Annotated in this window: 21 protein-coding genes and 1 pseudogene; 12 read left to right on the forward strand and 10 right to left on the reverse strand. The window is 65.4% G+C overall.

The features are described 5' to 3' along the window. Positions 1-351, reverse strand: a complete 351-nt coding sequence (locus ACVMB1_RS33600) for a hypothetical protein (protein ID WP_076833637.1) — start codon at positions 349-351, stop codon at positions 1-3. A 92-nt stretch (positions 352-443) separates the two neighbouring features. On the opposite strand from ACVMB1_RS33600, the gene ACVMB1_RS33605 reads away from it, so the two are divergent. Together ACVMB1_RS33605 and ACVMB1_RS33610 are read left to right on the forward strand one after the other, a co-directional pair. Then, positions 444-980, forward strand: coding sequence for a TetR/AcrR family transcriptional regulator (locus ACVMB1_RS33605; protein ID WP_076833639.1), 537 nt, complete (start codon positions 444-446; stop codon positions 978-980). A 46-nt stretch (positions 981-1,026) separates the two neighbouring features. After that, complete coding sequence (locus ACVMB1_RS33610; protein WP_018269337.1) at positions 1,027-1,224, forward strand: Trm112 family protein; 198 nt, start codon at positions 1,027-1,029, stop codon at positions 1,222-1,224. A 133-nt stretch (positions 1,225-1,357) separates the two neighbouring features. Here ACVMB1_RS33610 and ACVMB1_RS33615 read toward each other — a convergent pair whose 3' ends face one another. Next, positions 1,358-2,578: a ubiquinone biosynthesis hydroxylase gene (locus ACVMB1_RS33615; RefSeq protein ID WP_076833641.1), complete on the reverse strand. Its 1,221-nt coding sequence runs from the start codon at positions 2,576-2,578 to the stop codon at positions 1,358-1,360. 206 nt (positions 2,579-2,784) lie between these two features. Between ACVMB1_RS33615 and tesB the strand changes: the two genes are divergently transcribed. Beyond that, positions 2,785-3,648 (forward strand): acyl-CoA thioesterase II, encoded by an 864-nt coding sequence (gene tesB / locus ACVMB1_RS33620; protein ID WP_016841424.1) that lies wholly within the window; start codon positions 2,785-2,787, stop codon positions 3,646-3,648. Between the two features lie 87 nt (positions 3,649-3,735). Here tesB and ACVMB1_RS33625 read toward each other — a convergent pair whose 3' ends face one another. Beyond that, the gene (locus ACVMB1_RS33625; protein ID WP_456849678.1) at positions 3,736-4,626 is read right to left on the reverse strand and encodes a DUF4339 domain-containing protein; all 891 of its coding nucleotides are present in this window, start codon (positions 4,624-4,626) and stop codon (positions 3,736-3,738) included. 329 nt (positions 4,627-4,955) lie between these two features. Between ACVMB1_RS33625 and ACVMB1_RS33630 the strand changes: the two genes are divergently transcribed. From ACVMB1_RS33630 to ACVMB1_RS33650, 5 genes and pseudogenes are all read left to right on the forward strand, one after another. Beyond that, complete coding sequence (locus ACVMB1_RS33630; protein WP_028335836.1) at positions 4,956-5,294, forward strand: P-II family nitrogen regulator; 339 nt, start codon at positions 4,956-4,958, stop codon at positions 5,292-5,294. Positions 5,295-5,440: 146 nt separating this feature from the next. Then, positions 5,441-6,761, forward strand: a pseudogene (locus ACVMB1_RS33635) (ammonium transporter). A 178-nt stretch (positions 6,762-6,939) separates the two neighbouring features. Continuing rightward, the gene (locus tag ACVMB1_RS33640) at positions 6,940-7,254 is read left to right on the forward strand and encodes an ArsR/SmtB family transcription factor (RefSeq protein WP_016841428.1); all 315 of its coding nucleotides are present in this window, start codon (positions 6,940-6,942) and stop codon (positions 7,252-7,254) included. After that, positions 7,251-7,607: an SRPBCC family protein gene (locus ACVMB1_RS33645; RefSeq protein ID WP_076833645.1), complete on the forward strand. Its 357-nt coding sequence runs from the start codon at positions 7,251-7,253 to the stop codon at positions 7,605-7,607. The genes ACVMB1_RS33640 and ACVMB1_RS33645 overlap by 4 nt, the downstream gene beginning before the upstream one ends. Positions 7,608-7,659: 52 nt before the next feature. After that, the gene (locus ACVMB1_RS33650) at positions 7,660-8,286 is read left to right on the forward strand and encodes an ATP-dependent Clp protease proteolytic subunit (protein ID WP_057020311.1); all 627 of its coding nucleotides are present in this window, start codon (positions 7,660-7,662) and stop codon (positions 8,284-8,286) included. A 28-nt stretch (positions 8,287-8,314) separates the two neighbouring features. On the opposite strand, the gene ACVMB1_RS33655 is transcribed toward ACVMB1_RS33650, so the two are convergent. The 6 genes from ACVMB1_RS33655 to ACVMB1_RS33680 are packed head-to-tail and all read right to left on the reverse strand — an operon-like array spanning position 8,315 to position 16,049. Continuing rightward, positions 8,315-10,120 (reverse strand): alpha/beta fold hydrolase, encoded by a 1,806-nt coding sequence (locus ACVMB1_RS33655; RefSeq protein ID WP_076833646.1) that lies wholly within the window; start codon positions 10,118-10,120, stop codon positions 8,315-8,317. Then, positions 10,117-12,627, reverse strand: a complete 2,511-nt coding sequence (locus ACVMB1_RS33660; RefSeq protein WP_200844513.1) for a glycoside hydrolase family 2 protein — start codon at positions 12,625-12,627, stop codon at positions 10,117-10,119. Before ACVMB1_RS33660 ends, ACVMB1_RS33655 begins: the two co-directional genes overlap by 4 nt. Positions 12,628-12,671: 44 nt before the next feature. After that, positions 12,672-13,670 (reverse strand): DUF1839 family protein, encoded by a 999-nt coding sequence (locus tag ACVMB1_RS33665; RefSeq protein WP_076833650.1) that lies wholly within the window; start codon positions 13,668-13,670, stop codon positions 12,672-12,674. Position 13,671: 1 nt separating this feature from the next. Next, positions 13,672-14,595: an amino acid--[acyl-carrier-protein] ligase gene (locus tag ACVMB1_RS33670; RefSeq protein WP_028335830.1), complete on the reverse strand. Its 924-nt coding sequence runs from the start codon at positions 14,593-14,595 to the stop codon at positions 13,672-13,674. A gap of 1 nt (position 14,596) precedes the next feature. Continuing rightward, positions 14,597-15,799: an acyl-CoA dehydrogenase family protein gene (locus tag ACVMB1_RS33675; RefSeq protein WP_371852180.1), complete on the reverse strand. Its 1,203-nt coding sequence runs from the start codon at positions 15,797-15,799 to the stop codon at positions 14,597-14,599. Positions 15,800-15,803: 4 nt separating this feature from the next. Then, positions 15,804-16,049, reverse strand: a complete 246-nt coding sequence (locus tag ACVMB1_RS33680; RefSeq protein ID WP_076833653.1) for an acyl carrier protein — start codon at positions 16,047-16,049, stop codon at positions 15,804-15,806. A 658-nt stretch (positions 16,050-16,707) separates the two neighbouring features. Here ACVMB1_RS33680 and ACVMB1_RS33685 point away from each other — a divergent pair. From ACVMB1_RS33685 to ACVMB1_RS33695, 3 genes are all read left to right on the forward strand, one after another. Continuing rightward, positions 16,708-17,046 (forward strand): P-II family nitrogen regulator, encoded by a 339-nt coding sequence (locus tag ACVMB1_RS33685; RefSeq protein WP_024583097.1) that lies wholly within the window; start codon positions 16,708-16,710, stop codon positions 17,044-17,046. Positions 17,047-17,085: 39 nt separating this feature from the next. Then, entirely contained in the window at positions 17,086-18,534 is a 1,449-nt protein-coding gene (locus tag ACVMB1_RS33690; RefSeq protein ID WP_057020316.1) for an ammonium transporter, read from the forward strand. Between the two features lie 199 nt (positions 18,535-18,733). After that, positions 18,734-19,138, forward strand: a complete 405-nt coding sequence (locus ACVMB1_RS33695; RefSeq protein ID WP_028342016.1) for a GFA family protein — start codon at positions 18,734-18,736, stop codon at positions 19,136-19,138. A gap of 164 nt (positions 19,139-19,302) precedes the next feature. On the opposite strand, the gene ACVMB1_RS33700 is transcribed toward ACVMB1_RS33695, so the two are convergent. Continuing rightward, on the reverse strand, positions 19,303-19,776 hold the full coding sequence (locus ACVMB1_RS33700; RefSeq protein WP_076833655.1) for an NUDIX domain-containing protein: 474 nt from the start codon (positions 19,774-19,776) through the stop codon (positions 19,303-19,305). A 179-nt stretch (positions 19,777-19,955) separates the two neighbouring features. Between ACVMB1_RS33700 and ACVMB1_RS33705 the strand changes: the two genes are divergently transcribed. Continuing rightward, positions 19,956-21,182, forward strand: a complete 1,227-nt coding sequence (locus ACVMB1_RS33705) for an aminotransferase class I/II-fold pyridoxal phosphate-dependent enzyme (RefSeq protein ID WP_076833657.1) — start codon at positions 19,956-19,958, stop codon at positions 21,180-21,182. Positions 21,183-21,190 lie beyond the last annotated feature (8 nt).

Below are 21,190 nucleotides of genomic sequence, written 5' to 3' on the forward strand. Positions count from 1 at the left end.
CTAATAGCCGGCGGCGGCGAGCGCCACCACGGCGCTCATCGCCATCCAGCCGAAGTGGCGGCCGCGGGTCGCCACCGCGTTGGCGAGCGCCGCGATGCCGAACACGACGCCGAGCGTCGCCACGATCCAGTGCCGCGCGGCATCGGAGGCCATCGCGGGCGCAGCGATCAGCAGCACACCGCCGCCGATCCAGGCGACGGTACCGGCCTGATAGACCAGGCGGAGCAAGAGCCGCAGCCGCGGCGGCTCGACGGTGGCGCGCGCGAATATCCTGGTCTCGCCGAGCACGCCATGGATCAGGCTGACCAGAATGGCGACGACGCCGGCGCCCTGCAGCAGAAGATCACGCATCGCGATGCCTCCATACACTACTGTATGGATATGATACCGGCCGCTGGCGCCTGTCAATACACTTGTGTATGGTGGCGGCGGGACGGGGAACCATGACGGATCAGCTCTCGGTCAAGGACTGGCTCGATCAGGGCCTGAAGACGCTGGCGCGGCGCGGCTTCACGGCGCTCAAGGCCGAGCCGCTGGCCAAGGCCATGGGCGTCTCGCGCGGCAGCTTCTACTGGCATTTCGCCGACATCGGCGCCTACCGCGCCGCGATCCTGACCCATTGGCGCGAGGTCGCGGCCGAGCAGGTGATCGCCGAGCTCGAGACCATTCCGGAGGGCGGCGACGCGCTGGCGCTGTTGCTGCGCCGTGCCTTCTCGGCGCGGCTGGCGCTGGAACGCGCGGTGCGCAGCTGGGCCACCGCCGATGCCGTGGCGCGCGCCGTCGTGCTCGAGGTCGACGAGCGCCGGATCGGCTATATCGAAACCCTGCTGCGGCAGGCCGGATTCCCGGACGACGTGGCGCGCGGCCGCGCGCAGATCTTCTACTGGGCGTTCATCGGCTACGCGCTGTCCGAGCAGGCGCTGCCGAAGCCGCGTCAGCAGGCCGCGATCGATGAACTGCTGCGGATGGCCAAGCGCTGACAGCGCTTATTTGGATGTGCTACATCACGGCGAGCCGGAGACTCCCATGAATTCCACGACCGACCATCTCGAGAGCACCGCCGACCCAAAACTGCTGGAAATCCTGGTGTGCCCGATCACCAAGGGGCCGCTGGAGTTCGACGCCGCGCGGCAGGAGCTGATCTCGCGCTCGGCCAAGCTCGCCTATCCGATCCGCGACGGCATTCCGATCATGCTGCCGGAAGAGGCGAGAAAGATCGATTGAAGACGATGTAGCCCGGATGAAGCGCAGCGCAATCCGGGAAAGTGTCACTCCGGATAGTCTGCCCCGGATTTCGCGGAGCCTGCCATCGGGCGCGCATTCGTGCGACCCGTCGGCTTCATCCGGGCTACGAGGGCTAAAGCGCCTCGCCCTTCAGCAGCCGCGGCACCTCGCCTGACAGTCCCGCCGCCTGGCGGATGAACATCTCCTTCAGCGGCGGCGCGCGATCGACGAGCCCGAGGCCAATGTCGCGCACGGTGCGCAGCAGCGTCGATTCGTTGGAGAACAGGAAGTTCAGCGAGTTGGTGGCGACGCCCATCGCCATCGTATCGAAGCGGCGCCAGCGCTGGTAGCGCTCGAGCACGTCGGCCTGGCCGAGGTCCATGCCGAGCCGCGCCGCATCGACCACGACCTCGGCGAGCGCAGCGACATCCTTCAGGCCCATGTTGAGCCCCTGCCCCGCGATCGGATGGATCACATGCGCGGCGTCGCCGATCAGCGCCAGCCGTTCGGCGATGAACGAGCGCGCGACGAAATAGCCGAGCGGGAAGGCGCGCGGCTTGTCGAGCGGCTTGATCTCGCCGAGATGCAGACCGAAGCGCTGCTCGAGCTCGGCGTGGAATTGCTCTTCGTTCAAGGCGACAATGCGCGCGGCATCGTTGCGCGTCTCGGTCCACACCAGCGACGAGCGATTACCGGTCAGCGGCAGGATCGCGAACGGCCCGGCGGGCAGGAAATGCTCCTCGGCGCGGCCGTGATGTTCGCGCTCGTGCCCGACCGTGACCACGATGCCGGACTGGTCGTAGTCCCAGCCATGGGTCGCAATCCCGGCGCGCTCGCGCAGCTTCGAGCGGGCGCCGTCGGCGGCAACCAGCAGGCTCGCATCGATCACGGTGCCGTCGGCCAGCGTAACGCTGACGCCGTCGGGCCGCGACGCGAAGCTCGACACCGCGGCGGCGCGCAGCTCGACGCCCTCGGCTTCGGCACGGCTCGCGAGCGCATCGATCAAATAGCGGTTCTCGACCATATGGGCGAACGGCTCGCCGGGCGCGACATTGCCGGCGAAGGTCAGGAATACCGGGCGCGTCGCGTCCTCCAGCTTGGAGTCGGTCACGACCATATCCGTGATCGGCTGCGCCGTCGGCGCCACCTGGCCCCAGACGCCGAGGGTCTCGAACAGCCGCCGGCAGGCCGCCACGATCGCGGTCGCGCGCGGATCGCGGCTCGGGCGCTGGCTCAGCGCCGGATCGGCCACGATGACCGGGATGTCGGGCCCGAGCCCCTGGCGCAGCGCCACGGCCAGCGCCAACCCTGCAAATGCGCCCCCGCAGATGACAATACTTCGCTGTGCCGGCATTGCCCTTCCCTTACGCGCCTCACGCTCTCAGACTATGCTTGCTACCTGATAATAGCTGGGCGAAACAGGGGCCAGAAACAAGGTCACGAACCTAACGGACGTCATTCCGGGGCGATGCGTCAGCATCGAACCCGGAATCTCGAGATTCCGGGTTCACGCTTGCCCGTGCCCCGGAATGACCGTTCAAGTCAAACCGAAAGCCGCCGATGTCCAAGAGCCTGATCGACCTGCTGTCCATCCTCGATCTCGAGCAGCTCGAGGTGAATTTGTTCCGCGGCAACAGCCCGAAGACGAGCTGGCAGCGCGTGTTCGGCGGCCAGGTGATCGGCCAGGCAATGGTGGCGGCCTGCCGCACCGTCGAGGGCCGGCTGCCGCACTCGATCCATTGCTACTTCATTCTGCCCGGCGATCCGCAGATCCCGATCATCTACCAGGTCGAGCGGCTGCGCGACGGCAAGAGCTACACCACCCGCCGCGTCACCGCGATCCAGCACGGCAACGCGATCTTCTCCATCATGGTGTCGTTCCATGCCGAGGAGGAGAGCAACTTCAATCATCAGGAGAAGATGCCCGACGTGCCGCCGCCGGAGAAGCTGACCGCGGAGGAAGTGTCGAAGCAGCCGATGTTCAAGGAGATGCCGGAGTTCATCCGCCGCTATTACGAGAGCGACCGGCCGATCGAGCTGCGCCCGGTCGAGCTCGGCCGTTATTTCGGCCAGAAGATCGACGACGGCCGCATCCATGTCTGGATCCGCACCGCGGCCAAGCTGCCCGACGATCCCGCGCTGCATCTGTGCGCGCTCGCCTATGCGTCGGATTTCTCGCTGCTCGATGCCGTGATGGCGCGCTACGGCCGCACGCTGTTCGACAAGCGCATGATGCCTGCGAGCCTCGATCACGCGATGTGGTTTCACCGCCCGTTCCGCGCCGACGAATGGCTGCTCTACGCGCAGGATTCGCCGAGCGCGCAGTCGGGCCGCGGCCTGACACGCGGCCTGATCTTCAAGCCCGACGGCACGCTGGTGGCGTCCGTCGCGCAGGAAGGATCGGTGCGCGAGCGAAAGGCGTAGCGCTCACAGCGCGATCCGGAAAAAGCGCGGAGCGGTTTCCGGAGGCCTCACGCTCGAACAAAGCCGGTCGGCACGATGCGGTCGCGCTTACTGGCCGGCGTAGGCACCGCGCTCGGTCAGCGCGAATTGCGAGACGAACCAGTTGCCGTACCAGCGCAGCACCCACGGAATCGGGATCAGGAAGCCGCAGGCGATGGTGAACACGATGGTTCGCCACAGCACCTCGATGCCGGACGCATTGAAGCTGACCTCGCGACGCGTGCCGTCGATGTTGCGGCAGATCCAGCGCATCCAGGCGGTCAGCACCCAGGCCCAGCCGATGATGGTGATGGCCGAGACCACCATCGCCACGTACCAGCCGACATAGGCGACCGGGCTGCCCTTGAACGAGATCGGCAGGTCCTGGCCGCTCGAGCTGAGATGGCCGATGATCCAGCGCAGGATCATCCAGCTCAGGAAGCCCTGCAACAGCAGCGAGAGCAGCGTCACGATGTTGCTGTCGGCCGCGCCGGCATAGGTCAGAAGGCCGAGCACGATGAAGACCCACCAGATGTCGAGCGGCTGCCCGGTGAAGGCGAAATGCGGCCGGCCCGGCACGCGGATATAGGGGATCGCAAAGCGGTACAGGCCGGTCGCGGTCCACGGCGCCGGGATGACGAGAATCTGGCCGATGAACATCAGGAGGCTGCGGCCGAACAGGCCCCAGATCGGGAAGTCGGCGGACAGCGTGCCGCCGCTATAGCTTCCGGACGCCACCACCGGCGGCGGTCCGCCGGCTTGCGGAAATACCGGCGGCGCGCCGGCGCTCGGGACGAGGCCCGGAATCTCCCCGGCCTTCTGCCAGCCGGCCATGCCCTCGGTCCACACCAGGGTGTCGGCCCCCACCGTGCCCCGGGTGATCAGGTCGCGGAGCTGGGTTTCAGGCAGGGGGCCCTTTTGCTGGCCTTCGGATGCATAAAACCAGTTTCGGTTCGACATTTCTTGTTTCCTCGGGGCGCGCGCACAGGGACACGCGATAGGCGAAACGAACCAGCAAGAGCGCTGGCCGGGGCGGGAAAGCCACATTGTGGCCGAGCGTTTCCATTCCGTACAGTGAGGGAGCACACGCGCTGCGCATGTTTTCCGCTTCAGCCTGCAAGTTTTTTATGCCATTTGCCCAGAAAGCTGCCAGATTTGGCGGACGCAAGTGCCGCTCAGGGATGGCAAATTGCCGCTCCGGGAGGCAGCAGGTGCCGGCTCGCGGGACGGCAAGTGCCGCTCCGGGACGGGCGCACACGGAAAACCTCAAGGGAATGAAGGCCTGAACCATGAAACTCGTCGTCGCGATCATCAAACCGTTCAAGCTCGATGAGGTGCGCCAGGCGCTGACCGCGATCGGCGTCCACGGCATGACTGTGACCGAGGTGAAGGGCTATGGCCGCCAGAAGGGCCACACCGAGATCTATCGCGGCGCCGAATATGTCGTGAACTTCCTGCCCAAGCTTCGGATCGAGATCGCCGTCGATACCGAGCTCGCCGACAAGGCGGTCAGCGTCATCACCGAGCACGCCCGCACCGGCCAGATCGGCGACGGCAAGATCTTCGTGACGCCGATCGATCATGCGCTGCGCATCCGCACCGGCGAGACCGACAACGACGCGCTCTGAACCCTGGAGCCTGATCCCTCGCGACAAACGCGGAAAGCGTTTGCGCGGAGATCATGCCCAAACAAAACGATCGAGATCATCGCCGGCAACGACGCCGGCGCAGCCACAACCGCACACCAAGAAACGACGACCGCCGGGGAATGATGATGGGGGCACGAGCTCTTCGTGCAGCGATATCAGCTGCGCCGATCACTGCTGCAATCCTGTTCGCGCAAGCCACGCCGGCCTTCGCGCAAGATTCGGCATCCAGCTCCGGCGTCAACGCCGCCGACACCGCCTGGATGATCGTCGCCACCGCGCTGGTGCTGATGATGACGATCCCCGGACTGGCGCTGTTCTACTCCGGCATGGTGCGCAAGAAGAACGTGCTGGCGACGATGGCGCAGAGCCTCACCGCCGTTGCGCTCGTCTCGATCCTCTGGGTCACCTTCGGCTATTCGCTGAGCTTCGTCGGCGACGGTCCTTGGCTCGGCTCGCTCGATCGCTGGTTCCTGGCCGGCATCACCATGGACAGCATCAATCCGGCGGCGAAGACCATCCCCGAAGCGCTGTTCATGCTGTACCAGATGACGTTCGCGATCATCACGGTGGCGCTGGTCGCAGGCTCGGTCGCCGACCGCATGCGGTTCTCCGCCTATGTGCTGTTCTCGATCGGCTGGTTCATCTTCGCCTATGTGCCGCTGGCGCATTGGGTGTGGGGCGGCGGCTTCCTCGCTGCAACGGGCGTGCTGGATTTCGCCGGCGGTCTTGTGGTGCATCTCTCCGCCGGCATCAGCGGCCTGGTCGCGGCCAAGGTGATGGGCAACCGCCACGGCTATGGCCATGACAATCTTTCGCCGTTCGATCTGTCGCTCGCGGTGGTCGGCACCGGCCTGCTCTGGGTCGGCTGGTTCGGCTTCAACGGCGGTTCGGCGCTCGCGGCCAATTCGCGCGCGGTGATGGCGATCACCGCCACCCATCTTGCGGCCTGCGCCGGCGCGCTGACCTGGGGCGCGATCGAATGGGCGACGCGCCGCAAGCCGTCGGTGCTCGGCATGATCTCGGGTGCGGTCGCGGGACTCGGCACCATCACCCCGGCATCCGGCTTCGTCGCGCCGTGGCACGGCGTCGTCATCGGCATCATTGCCGGCCTGGTCTGCTTCTGGGCCTGCACCTGGCTGAAGCATCGCTTCAAGTATGACGACTCGCTCGACGTGTTCGGCGTGCACGGCATCGGCGGCCTGACCGGCACGCTGCTTGCCGGCGTGTTCGCGGCCTCGGCGATCGGCGGCACGTCCCGGCCTGCTCGAGGGCAATCCGAAGCAGCTGCTGATCCAGCTCTACGGCGTCGCGGTCACCTTTGTCTGGTGCGGCGGCGTCACCTTCGTGCTGCTCAAGCTGGTCAGCGCCTTCGTCCCGCTGCGCGTCTCGATGCAGCAGGAGCTCGAAGGTCTCGACATCTCCCAGCATGGCGAGGCGCTGCAGTAAGTAGCCGAGGCGGCGGTGGCAGCCGGACTCACGGGGCCAGGACGACGACACCGGCCACCGCGAGGGCGAATTTGTAAAACAACCCCATGCAAAGGACCCGAGCGCCGCGACGTCACGAAGTACGGCGCGAGCAAGGTTCGGGCTTGCACGACACATAAGTGTATGCTTATGTGTCGTCATGGTCGACACCGACATCTTCAAGGCGCTGGCCGATCCGACCCGCCGCAAGGTCTTTGAGAAGCTGGCCGGCGGCAGTCTGAACGCCAGCGCCTTGCGCGACGGACTTGAGATCAGCCAACCGGCAATGTCGCAGCATCTGGCGGTGCTGCGCGCGGCAGGGCTGGTGCGCGAGCAGCGACAGGGCCGCTTCGTGAATTATGAGGTCGACCCGGACGGCATCGCCAGCATCGGGACCTGGCTTGCCCGCTACCGCGCCTATTGGCCGAAGCGCATCGAAGCGCTCTCCGATCTGCTGAAGGACATGGATCAATGAGCGACACAGTTGAGCCTGATCATGCCGACGCCGACCTGATGCTCGAATACGAGCTCGATGCACCGCCTGAAAAAGTATGGCGCGCGGTGACCATTCCGGCTCTGCGCGAACGCTGGCTCCCGGATTGCGATCTCGCGGACGCTGAACCCCTGTCATCGATCGCTGGCGAAGAGGTGCGCTTCCGGCTGCGCGAGTCCGAGCCGCCGTTTCGCGAAAGCCATGTCACCTTCCGGATCGAGCCGAACGAGGCCGGCGGCACAAGGTTTCGCATCGTCCAGCAAGCCTGCGACATCAGGGCAAAACAGCCGCAACCGGCCAACAGCAACAACCGCACAATGATGCGCGCGGCCTGATCCCCAACCTCACCTACCGAGACTTCATCACCTGCAGCAATGGAGGTCGCCGATGCGCGACATGATGCAACTCGTCCCTATGGTCGTCGAACAGTCGAGCCGCGGCGAACGTTCCTTCGACATCTATTCCAGGCTCCTGCGCGAGCGCATCATCTTCCTGAACGGCGAGGTCAATGATGCGATGTCCGGCCTGGTCTGCGCGCAGCTGCTGTTCCTCGAAGCCGACAACCCCAACAAGCCGATCAACCTCTACATCAACTCCTATGGCGGCGTGATCACCAGCGGGCTTGCGATGTACGACACCATGCAGTTCATCAAGGCGCCGGTGCACACGCTGTGCATGGGCACGGCGCGCTCGATGGGGTCGTTCCTTTTGATGGCCGGCGAGCCCGGTCACCGCGCCGCGCTGCCGAATGCGAGCCTCCACGTGCATCAGCCGCTCGGTGGCTTCCAGGGCCAGGCGTCCGACATCCTGATCCATGCCACCGAGATGCAGGAGACCAAGCGGCGCATCATCCGGCTCTATGCGCAGCACTGCGGGCGCACCGAAGCCGACGTGGAACGGACCCTGGATCGCGATCACTTCATGTCCGCGCAGCAGGCGCTCGAATGGGGACTGATCGACAAGGTCTTCGCCGAACGCGACGCCGCCGAAAAACATGATCCGGTGCCGCGCTGATCTTCGTAGCTCGAGCGGCCAAGCCGTTTCATGACAGCGCCATCGATTTAGGCTTCACCTCGGCATGCTGCGCCGTGACCCGCACGGCATCGGGACGGCTCGATCCTCCGCGCCTGCCGCCGCCGCGGTGGTCGATCAGGCGCGCGACGACAGCGCGCCGCGCATGACGAGGCGTCAGCGAATGGTCGGCGTTCGGCAGCGTCAACCGCGTGACGCCAGGGATACTTGTGAGCCGTTTGCCGTCCTGACCGAAATGCCGTGCGATCTCCTGCAGGCTGAGATCGCCGTCCGAGGTGACCATGAGGACGCGCACGCCGCGGCTACAAAGCTCGCGCATCCAGCGCTCGACGCGGTTACGACCAAGCAAGGCGGACGGATGCATCGCCGACAGCGTCGACTTGACGGCTTCCAATCCGCGCCGCACCAGCCGCCTGGCGCTATCTGACACTGACAGCCTCCAGGCGGACCTGGTTGTCATCGCAGACCCCTCCTCCGGCCCGATCTGCGGCTGGCTTCCGCGATTCGCCTTGGAGGCTTCGTATGCTTTCCAGGCCGTAAGCTCCAGCGCGTAGGAACTGTTCCAGGCAAAGCAGAGCGGGTTGATCATGGTCAGGGCGCGGACGCGGCGGTCCGCGCGCGCAGTGTGAAAGGCCTGGAAGGCGCCCGAGCATATGCCCACAAGCTCGACTTTGGCAAAGCCCGCCCGCTGCATCCAGTCAATCGCCGCGCCGACGTCGAAGCGGGTGCGGGAATCATAGAGGAACAGACGATTGCTCCCGGCATCGTCGCTCAGGCCGAGGCCCGGCAGGTCAATGCGTAGCGACGCCACGCCGGCGGCGGCAAGCTCGCGCGCCGCCTCGACCGTGCCGCGCGCCCAACCGACATGCGGCACGCCGCCGGAGTTGAGGAAGATGACCGGATCGGCCGCAGCATGGCCGTCACGTGGCCGGGTCAGCACGCCACAGATCAATGGCGCCTGCCTGATCACAACCGGCTCTTCCGTGTAGTGCGATCCCTCCAATAGTTCGTGGCCGGTCAGGGACTCGACGCCCTGAGCTACGCCGGCGACGGCCCGGTCGGACAACCAATCCGCCCAGCAATCGACAACGTCGGCCGGGATCCGGTTCGCGGTCGGGTCGCACATGAGCAGGTGATAGTCCTTGAACTCCGCGATTGTCGCGCCTTCGAAAGAAGTTCGACCGTCGCGGATTTCAGAGCCTGCCAACGGCTTTCCGTTCGCGATCAAAAGCATCGGCAGGGGCGGAAGGGCCGCGACGGCCCGCCGCCAATCCAGCCTCGATAGATCGGCGAGCGTCTCATGCGAAAGCCGGAAGCCGACGACCTCGCGGCCCTCGGCGAACGTCGCGTCGCTTGCGGCGCTCTTGGCGAGCGACCCATCGATCACACGCGACATCGCGGTGATTTCGCGCACATAGGTTTTTCCGGAACTCGGTGGCGCAAGCAGCGCAAGGCCTGCCACGTCGTCCCGCCCCGCCGCAGCGAGCGGGGCCAGCAGCGCGCCGAGACGGAAGCCGGCGAGGATGACATCCTCCACGCCGCAATCCCGCTTCAACCGGTCGATCGCCGCGCCGATGCTTGCGGTCCAGGCCATCACCCGGCCCGGCGCCGAATGGTCGCCGGCAGCGTCGCCACAACCGGGATAGTCAAACAGCAGGACAGGCAGGCCCGCCGCGGCCGCCCTGTCGGACAACAGCTTCAGGAATCGGCGACTGCACAGATCCTCATGACCATGCGCGCCGGCGATGACAACGCCCCGCCGCCCCTTCGCTACGTTCAGCCAGCCGATGGTATCGGCAAAGACAACTGGTTTCATGTCATGCTCCCGGCGGACTCCCTTGTCCGCACGACTTCCAATTCTTCCGCTCTCGGCACCTCGTAGCTCGCGTCGCGATCGGCATTGAGCGCTGTCACCGCGCCGCCAGGTGTCGCCAGGGACGGACCGTCAAGGCCGACCTCCCGCTCGATGCCCGGCATCAGGTGGAAATTGTTCTCCGTTGGAACGAACCGATCGTCCTGGACGGAGACGTGGTAGGCCGCGCGTTTGCAGGCCAGCCGCAGCCGCCACGCGTCCTTCCGACGCACCAAACTCACAGTCAGGCCGACGTCGCGCTGCGCGGTCATGACACCCGGCAGCACATGGAAGGCCTCGGCAAAGACCTTCCCGTCGTCGCCTTCCAGCCTTGCAACGGTGACTTCATGGCCGGGCGGCCCGAAGCGATAGGCGTAGGAAATATCGAAAAAGGCGCCGAGTACCGAGAAGGCCGAAAGCGACAGGCCGCCGTGCGCCGGCACGCTGATCGGTTGGCGCGCCGACACCACCGGCGTGACGCCGTCCCGCAGACAGGTCAGCGATAATGTCGCCCGAACGGTCTGCGCGGTATCGTTGACGGCATGGACGGTCAGCCCGTTGACGCCCTCGTCGCTCAGGATCAGCCGTAGCGGGGCAAATGCCCGCCTCAGCCCGTGCCAGACGGGCTTAGGCCGGCCGGTCGAATCGACCACGCCCCAACCCGCGCCCGGCCGCAAGTCCTTCCAGAAGAACAGCAGCGCTCCCGCCGTCGGCGAACAGGGTCTGCGCCATTCGTCGATGGTGCGCTCCACTATCTCGGTCGTCACCGCACGGGAGAGCTCGAGATAGCGTCTGGTATTTTCGATGCGCAGCCGGCGCGCGTCGACGGAAAAAAGCGTTTCCAGATAGTGCTCGCGCACATCCTCGAAGTCCCACGACGCGCCGACGTCGCGCGGCACACCCGCCTTCCAGCGCGGATCGTGCACCGGCGGCACCGGCAGATGCGCATCCAGCGTTGCCTGGTCAGGCACATTGGCAAAGGCAAGACATTCGCTCGCGAAGCGCACTTCGGCCCGGCGCGCGTCATCCAGCGGCCGGCAATAGGCGCCGACCCCGTAATAATGCATCGGCCCGCCATCAGCCGTGAAAGGCAGGTTGCCGCCGGATGGCGATGACGTCACAAGCACCAGGTCGGGACGCTTCGCTTCAGCGATGGGGCGCACCACCTTGTCGAACCAGGGCGTCGGATCCATCGACATCGGCATGCCCATCATCGCCGCCTGCTGTGCCACCTCGCTGCCGCCGCACAGAACGGCGAGTGACGGCGAATGCCTGAGCCGCCCGAGCAAATTCCCGACCTCGCGCGAGAGCGACGCCTGCCAGACTTCGTCCTTCGCCGGATAGTCGAAATTGGCGAGCATCAGATCCTGCCAGACCAGGATGCCCATCTCGTCGCAGAGCTCGTGAAACGCGTCGCTCTCGTAGACGAACGTGCCGCCGACCCTGAGCATGTTGACGCCCGCCCGTCGTGCAAGATCGAGGTCGCGCGTGATCTCTTCGCGTGAGGACGGCAGCCGCACCGGGTCGGACGGCGTCCACACCGCGCCGCGACAAAAGACGGATACGCCGTTGACGACCAGCCGAAAGCCGCGTCCGTCGGTGCCGCGATCGATCTCGATATGCCGGAAGCCGACGCGGCCGAGCGCTACTCGCATCGAGCCTAGCGTGACGACAACCTCGTGCAGCGCCGGATCGCCATGGCTGCTCGGCCACCATGGCCCAACGTTCGCAATATCCAGTTTCGCCGTCAGCCGCGTCGCTGTCTCCGAGGTCAATGCGGCGACAGCGCCCGCGCAGGCGACCATGGCCGGCGCGTCATCAAACGGCTCGTCCAGCGTGATCGCGACGGAAAGATGCCCTGTTGTGCCGGCGAGGTCGGCCTGCATTTGCACATCGCGCACGCCTCGCCGGTTGGTATCGCGGATCAGCTTGATCGGTCGCCATGGTCCGACGATGTCGAAGCCAGGGGACCAACCCGGCATATGGCCGATCAGCGTGGTCCGTACGAGCCTCAGCCGCTGATCGTCGATCATGCGCGGCCGCCAGCGCGCACGCGGACCGGTCAGGGTTTCCAGATGGCGGTCGAGACTGCGGAATGCGATGGCCAGTTGCTCGCCGCCGGCAAGCGTCAGGGCCACATCATGGCGCTCGAACATCGAGGTCGAGGACAGCACGAGGCGATCGTCGAGCCAGACCTCTGCAACCGTCGCCAAGCCGTCAAATACGAGACGGGCCGGGCCGGTGACGTCGAGCCGGCGACGATACCAGACGTCCTGGTCGTGCAGCGGAGTGGGATGGTTGCGGTCCCAGCGGCCAAGCCGTTCCAGCGCAGCAGCGGCCGTGCCGGGGCACGCCGCCTCCAGCCATTCGGCGCTGCCGTCGATCGCCGCCGGAGACGCCCACGCGCCGGCCGGCGAGACGACCATGCACCAGCCGCTGTCCAGAGGCTCGGCCGTGTCGGTCGTCGACACCAAAGCGTCCATACACATGCATTCCCATGACCGGCGGGCCGGTCCTACGCTGCCTTGCTGGCGAGATCCGCCATGCGACCATCCAGAGCGTTCATCACCGTTTGCCAGGCCTTGGCCATCGGCCCGATGGCGTCCGCGAGCCCATCGAACCGATGCCGGGCCATGGCGCGGGCGAGCTTGAATTGCATGACCTTGGCGCCCTCGGCGATTGCCGCGGCGGCTTCGATCGCCTCGGCCAGACCGGTCTCGCCGTGCCGTCCCAGCCATTCCAGATGACTGGAGAGGAGTTCGAAATTGGCGCCCACCTGCCGCAACGTGTTGAAGGCGTAGATGTGAAAATACTCCGGTGACCGGGCAGCCAGTGCCTCGGCATGGCCGCCGAACACGGCCGCATAGGCATCGAGCGGATTGCGCTTCGGCCTGCGCCGCAGATGCTGCGCGAGGATTTCCGTGGCTGCACTGACCGGATCGCGCGAGGGGCGCGTGGTGTCGAACTTGACGAACTCGGCATAGGGAAACAGCGGCAGGCCGCCGGCCGGCGCGCCGTTGCGCTGCCCGAAAATGCCGTCATAGTCCTCGCCGTCCAGGGCGAAGTAGCCGTCGTTGTGGAAGTAGGCCATGTGGCGGCGCCCGGGAACGAGGACGTTGACGCCGATCGTCGTCTTGGAATGGCCACTGCGATAGGTGATGCCCTTCGTGTCGGGCAGGTAGAAGGCATCGACCTCGACCAGCGGCAGCCGCCCGCGCTCGATCTGGTTGAGAACGTGCGCCTCCAGACGATCGAACACGGACAGTTCCTGGATATCCAGGCCGGCCAATCGCTGCAGGTCGGCCGTCGGGAATTTGAAGAACGTGAACTGGTCGCCTTCGAAATCCTGCGCCACGGTGAAGCCGAGCGCAGCGACCGGGTCATTCCCGTTCGCATGCATGACTTCGATCAGAAGATCGACATAGCAGTTGGTCTGCGGCCATCGCCGCTCCGGATCGTGTAGCCGGTGCGGCTTGTAGTCGGCCGGATCGAGCCCGGCGATGGCACTCTGCATTTCAGTTGCCCCAAAGCGTGTCGCGCACGGAAGCCGGCCATGCCTCGACCTCAGGGCCGTGATGGCGGAACAGCGCGAGCGCCACGCGCTCCAGCCCGAAGCCGACGCAGGCCGAGTGGCACAGGCTGCCATCCGCGAATTTGAGGCCCCAGGTCTGGCCAAAATGGTCGCGATGATAGTTGAAGGACAAGCAGGCCGTCGGTTTCTCGATGCTGGTCACCGGGATCAGCAGCTCGAACTTGAGTCCCTCGTCGCGCTGGTTGTTGGCCATCATCTTGCCGCCGCGACCGAAGAACGGATCGTTGGCGAGATCAACCTCGCAGGGCAGGTCGAGGGATTCGATCATCGCCTTGCCGCGCTCCAGCCAGCTTTCGCGGAAGGCGCACACCTGCTCGGCCGTACCGATGCGGACGAATTCGCGCATGCGGAACAGCTGCATGCGCGCGGGATCCTTGGAAGGCTCATGACGGAAGCAGTAAGAGGAAAGCTCGAACAGCACACCGTCATCGGGCACCGGACCGCGCGCGGCAACGGTCGGATAGAGCGGATAGCAGGCGGCTGGCGTCAGCACGACGTTGGTCGCTTGCTGCAGTTCGGTCCAGTCCTCTCCCGCAGCCATCATGCCGAGAAGCTGCGCATGCTCGCGCTCGCCGCCCATGAAGGAATGCACGCAGCCTGCAAGCTGGGGGAAGCTTTTCATATAGCCACTGCCTTCAAGCGTGGCGCGGCTCATGCCCGGCGGGAAGTGGATGCGGGTTGCCTTGTCTGGCGCTCCGATGCTGGTCACGAGCCGCTCAAAGCGCTCGATCACGTCTTCGAAAACGCCGGAGCGGCCATAAAGCCCGTCTACTCCGGTCTTGAACAGGATGCTCTTGTCGAACAGGGTGTCGAGCAGGCTCTTGGCATCGAACGTCTTGGCGTCCATCTCAACCTCTCAGGCTGGTGTCAAAGCGGCTCATCAGCAGGAGCGTCGCGGTGTTGGAAAGAATACGGTCGTTCGAAATCATCAGCGGCGCTGAGCTCACATCGCGCAGGTGTCTGCCGACGCTGAACGGCGTGCCGTTCTTGTAGCCGACGATGCCGTTGATCAGCATGGCGAGCCGCACGATCGCCCCGGCCTTCTCGCTCGCGGCGACCTTCAGCGCGTTGATCTCGGCGGTAAAGCCAATCGAGGAGAGCGCGTCGTCATTGCCCTTGGCCGCATCGAAGCGGTCAATGGCGGCCGTGAGATGACCCTTCATCTCCTGAAGCAGGGCGGCCGCCTCGGCGAGCCGAAGCGCGCCCGGCGGCAGACTTCCATCCGCCTGCTTGCGCGCCGCAGCCTTGACGAATGCTTGCGCGCGATTGAAGGCATCGGTGGCGATACCGAACCAGGTCGCCGCCCAGAAGATATGCGAGCTCGCCAGCATCGACTGTGCCGCGATCTCCGAGAACGGCTTGGGGAAAATCTGCGCCGCGTCACCGTGCGCGACGAGATGAAAACCGTCCGAACAGGTGCCGCGCATTCCGAGCGTATCCCATACGGAGGTGCGCTCCAGCGTGCGGTTCAGGTCCGCGGGAATGACAACCATCACCTGATCGGAGCTTGCCGCGTCGGGAGCGCGCCGCGCCGTGGCAAGAATCGCGTCGGCGTGGCGGCCGTAGGAAATAACGGTTGCTTCCTTTGTCAGCGAGAAGCGGCCGTCTGCCACTTCGACCGCACAGATCGAATTGCGCAGATTGCCGCCGATGCCGGCTTCCGTGGTCGCCGAGGCCATCAGCAACTGCTCCGCCGCAATGCGGCGCATATAGGCCAGATGCCAGTCGCTGGCGCCGCCATGGCTGACGAAGCTCGACGTCTTGATCTGGTGCATGGCGTAGATCATGGCGCTCGAGCCGCAGGCCTGGGCGAGCTGAACGATCAGCTCCGCGATCTCCATCGTGCCCAATGCCTCCCCGCCATGCTCGACGGGAATCGCGACGCCGAGCAGGCGCTCGCGCTTCAATGCTTCGATGGTATCGGCCGGGAAGCGGCCCTCACGGTCTACCGCATCGACCTGCTGCGCCGCGACCTTGGCGACCCGACGCATGCGCTCGGCCGGCGTGGCGGCAGAGGCCGGCACGGGCTCCATCTTTCTCACCACGCTCATGGTCTTACGCCGTCCGCTGTGTCAGCCGTGAAACGGCGTCCGCGACGTTGGCGAGCGACGAGAAGGTCCGTCGCGTGAGCATCGCTTCGGGAAATTCGATGTTGAACTCTTCCTCGAGCGCCAGCATCACCTGCACCGTGGCGAAGGATGTCAGCCCTGCGTCATAGAGATTCGTGTCGTCGGTGATTGTGTTGAAATCCAGCGAAATCATCGGCTGCTGCTCGAGCAGCGCGCGGATACGATCAATCATTGGTTGCCCCACCTGTCATTGAAGTTCTTATGCGGCGGCAATAGCGCAACGACGGCAACCGCGGCGTTAACGCCGGAACGACAATGTTACAGACAGCTAACGATCGGTAACGAGCGCCGGCAAAAGTCCAGCATTGCTGTCCGGTCGGGCGTACCTGATGCGAGCCCTTGTCCGCTTCGCGCAGAACGACGCGGCGAGGATGCCCGCAACTGTCTTCGCGCCGGTCCCGTTTCGGGTGGGAACCCAAACAAGCCGATGAAGCCCAACATCAAATTCCCATCGCGCAATGGTCCGACAGACGCCAATGGCGAAATGATCGAGAGGGTGTTCGCGGACCGCGGGGCGAGCCCGGAAGCCCTCGCCGGATACCGCCTGCTGCCCCGCGGCTGAGCAGAATTGTGTCCGGAGTTAGCCGTGCCTGCGTTCTAGACAGGTCTGACCATATTTTAGGCGCGGCGGAATAGCGCAGGGGCACCTCCCACCCGTAAAGCGGGAAAAGGTCCGGATTCATAATCCATTAGCGAGCTCCGGCCGTTTGGCACGGCATTTGATTCTAAGGCTCCAGGCTGTGCCCGCGTAGTGGATGTCCTCCGCGTGGTGAACCTCAGTCGAAACTCCCGGTGTTCATTCGCACCGGGCCCAAGCGGGGATAGGACTCATGAAAATTGTTATGGCGATCATTAAGCCATTCAAGCTGGAAGAGGTCCGTGACGCCCTGACCGCCATTGGCGTTCACGGTCTCACGGTGACGGAAGTCAAGGGGTACGGCCGTCAGAAGGGTCACACGGAAATCTATCGCGGCGCCGAATATGCCGTGAGCTTCCTGCCGAAGATCAAGATCGAGGTCGCGGTCAACTCCGATCAGGTCGACAAGACCATCGACGCCATCACCTCCGCCGCCAAGACCGGCCAGATCGGCGACGGCAAGATCTTCGTCATCAGCCTCGAACACGCCGTGCGCATCCGCACCGGCGAGGCCGATGCCGCGGCCCTCTGATTTCGCGCTCAAACCTTAAGACCTCAGGAGTGAAATAACATGACGTTCAAGCGTCCCTATGGCGCGGGACTGGCGGCCCTTGCAGTCGGCCTGTTCGCCGCGACCGCCGCCTACGCCGAGCCGACCGTCAACAAGGGCGACAACGCCTGGATGCTGACCTCGACGGTGCTGGTGCTGCTGATGACCATCCCGGGCCTCGCGCTGTTCTATGGCGGCCTGGTCCGCTCCAAGAACATGCTCTCGGTGCTGGCGCAGGTGTTCTACACGGTCTGCCTCGTCACCGTGCTCTGGGCCCTCTACGGCTACAGCCTCGCTTTCACCGGCGGCTCCGACTTCATCGGGGGCTTCTCCAAGGCCTTCCTGATGGGCGTCACGCCGGACTCGAAGGCGGCGACCTTCTCGGTCGACGCCAACATCTCGGAACTCATCTATATGTGCTTCCAGATGACGTTCGCGGCGATCACGCCGGCCCTCATCGTCGGCGCCTTCGCCGAACGCATGAAGTTCGCGGCGATCGCGCTGTTCATCCCGCTCTGGGTGACGCTGATCTATTTCCCGATCGCGCACATGGTCTGGTACTGGCCGGGCCCGGACGCGATCCAGGATGCCGCCAAGGCGCTCGCCGCTGCGGCTGACGGCGCGGCGAAGACCGCGGCGCAGGCCAAGCTCGACGAGATCAACGCCGATGCCGGCTGGATCTTCAAGAAGGGCGCGATCGACTTCGCGGGCGGCACCGTCGTGCACATCAACGCGGGTATCGCCGGCCTGGTCGGCGCGCTGCTGATCGGCAAGCGGACCGGCTACGGCAAGGAGCTGATGGCTCCGCACTCGCTGACCATGACCATGATCGGCGCCTCGCTGCTCTGGGTCGGCTGGTTCGGTTTCAACGCCGGCTCCAACCTCGAAGCCAATGGCGGCGCTGCGCTCGCCATGACCAACTCCTTCGTGGCCACTGCCGCGGCGGCGCTGGCCTGGATGTTCGCGGAATGGATCATCAAGGGCCATCCCTCGCTGCTCGGCGCGCTCTCGGGCGCGGTCGCGGGCCTCGTCGCGGTGACCCCGGCGGCCGGCTATGCCGGCCCGATGGGCGCCATCGTGCTCGGCCTCGTGGTCGGCGTGGTCTGCCTGTTCTTCTGCACGGTCGTGAAGAACGCGCTCGGCTATGACGACTCGCTCGACGTGTTCGGCGTCCACTGCGTCGGCGGCATCGTCGGCGCGCTCGGCACCGGCATCCTGGTCAACCCGGCGCTCGGCGGTGCAGGCATCATCGACTACACCGCGATCCCGCCGAAGGTCGCCGATTATGACTTCGCGGCGCAGATGATCTCGCAGGTCTGGGGCGTCTGCACCACGCTGGTGTGGTCGGGCATCGGTTCGGCGATCCTCTACAAGATCGTCGACGTGATCGTCGGCCTGCGCGCCAACGTCGAGACCGAACGTGAAGGCCTCGACATCACCGAGCACACGGAGCGCGCCTACAACATGTGAGTTCTCCCGGGACTCTGGCTCCCTCCGGGGCCGGGTCCAGAACTACGGTTCGGGCACATACCCGGCAATGTCCGGACCGTTGAGGGGCTCCAGCGCAAGCTGGGGCCCCTTTCTTTTTTCCGCTGCTTGAGAAAATATTGTCGGAATTGCCTGCCATTGTGGAATGACAGGCTACAAACAACGAAAGCGGGAGGACGTCATGAAGGTGCAAGGCAGATGCTACTGCGGCAACGTGCGCTATGAGGCCGAGGGCGAGCCGATGATGGCGGCGCAGTGCCTGTGCCGCGAATGCCAGTACATCACGGGCGGCGGACCGAACATGTTCATGGCGATGCCGACCACCGGCTTCAAATACACCGCCAGCGAGCCCAAGCAGTTCACCCGCAAGGATCTCGACCGCGCCGTGACCCGCGAGTTCTGCCCGGAATGCGGCACGCATCTCGTGACCAAGGTGCCGGGCCTGCCCGCCACCATCCTGAAGGTCGGCACCTTCGACGACCCCTCGGTGTTCACCCCGCAGATGACGATCTACACCTGCGACAAGCAGACCTTCCACCATGTGCCCGATGGCAAGCCGTCGTTCGAGAAGCTGCCGGCGCGGTAGCCGTCACCCATCGCGCGCGTAGCCCGGATGGACCGGAAAATTGGAATCGTCATGGCCGGGCTTGCCCCGGCCATCCATCCCGCTTCGCAAGACTCTGGCTTAGTCGATGGATGCCCGGGTCAAGCCCGGGCATGACAAGTTGTGGGTCACGCCATGGAGCCGCGTCAGTCGATCAAAACTTCCTCATCCGGCAGCTCGCTTGGCGCGCCGTTGCACAAATAGCGCTCCAAGATGTCGGCAAGCGACAGCGGCGTCAGGCGCTCGCTCGCACCGGGTAGGTCGGCGATCGACCACCAGCGGAAGCAATCGAGCACGCGCGCCTCGGCCTCGTCGGCCATCACCGGCGTGAAGCGATCCGCATGAACGATCCGGTATTCCTCTTTCTGGGAAATCCGCCTGCCGCCCCAGTTGAAGGTGTGGTGCCGCCGCCATAATGCGGGCCCGGGCTCGAAATCGATCAGCCCCAACTCCTCGGCCAGTTCCCGCTGCAACGTCGCTTCAGCCGTCTCGTCGCCCTCGACGCCGCCGCCCGGCGCGATCCAGAAGCAGTCGCCGCCGTGCGGCGAGCGAATCCGCATCAGCAGGACTTCGCGCTCGCCGGTGATGATGAGCGCCCGGACGGCGCGGCGGTGGATCATGTCTCGGAGCAATTTCGATGCGGTGCCTTGGGATCAGCGCGGATATCACGCGTCGGCCGATCGTGCCGCACCGCCGATGGTTAATCGCGTCTTAACCTCGCCCTATCTATGGTGACTTGATCAGTTTACGGTCGGCGCCCCTACCCTCCGACCGCAGTGAAAGTGCTGGCATTTCAATCATGGCAATGACCGCCTCATCCGGCTTGGCGCAGGGCGCCGGCGATGTCGCATCCGCCGGCCAGGCCGAGCGTTCCCCTTTCCTGCGCACGACCGAGCTGCTGGCGCCGTATCAGCCCGCCAAGCCCTTGATTACGCTGTCATTAGGCGAGCCGCAGCACCCGGTGCCCGATTTCGTCGGACCGGTGCTGGCAAAACATACCGCCGATTTCGGCCGATACCCGATCGCCAAGGGCATCGAACCGTTCCGCCGCGCCGTCGCGACCTGGCTGGGAAGCCGGTTCCAGTTGCCGCGACCGGTCGATCCGGAGAGCGAGGTGATGGTGCTGAACGGCAGCCGCGAGGGGCTGTTCTTTGCCGCGATATCAGCCTCGCGCTACGTCGCGCCGCGCAAGGGCCGGCCGGCGATCCTGATGCCGAACCCGTTCTATCCGGCCTATGGCGCCGGCGCCCGCGCGGCCGGCTGCGAGCAGATCTACCTGCCGACCACGCTCGCTAACGGTTTCCTGCCCGACCTCGATTCGATCGACGAGGCGACGCTGGCGCGCACCGTCGCGTTCTTCATCGCCTCGCCCGCCAATCCGCAGGGCTCGGTCGCCTCGCGCGCCTACTTCACACGGCTGAAAGAGCTCGCCGATCGCTATGGCTTCATCATCCTGAGCGACGAGTGCTACTCGGAAATCTACACCCGCGAGGCGCCGGGCAGCATTCTCGAATGCGCCGGTCCCGACTTCAGCAATGTCGTGGCGTTCCAGTCGCTGTCGAAGCGCTCGAACCTGCCGGGCATGCGCGTCGGCTTTGCCGCGGGCGACAGGAAGTTTCTGGCCGCATTCCACGAGCTGCGCAATGTCGCCGCACCGCAGGTGCCGGTGCCGCTGCAGCATGTCGCGGTCGCCGCCTATAGCGACGAGGCGCATGTCGAGGAGAACCGCCGGCTCTATCGCATCAAGTTCGATTTCGCCGACCAGATCCTCGGCAACCGCTACGGCTACAAGCGTCCCGCCGGCGGGTTCTGCGTCTGGCTCGACGTCTCCGAGCGCGGCGGCGACGAGGCTGCGGCGGTCAGGCTCTATCGCGACGCCGGCGTGCGCGTGATTCCCGGCAGCTATCTGGCGCGCCAGCAGAACGACGGTTCCAATCCGGGCGCGGGCTATATCCGCCTTGCGCTCGTCTCCGACAGTGAATCGACGGCCGAGGCGATGCATCGCCTGGTCGAAACCCTGGGTTAATCGCGAAG

This window comes from Bradyrhizobium sp. USDA 4504 (assembly GCF_054063995.1).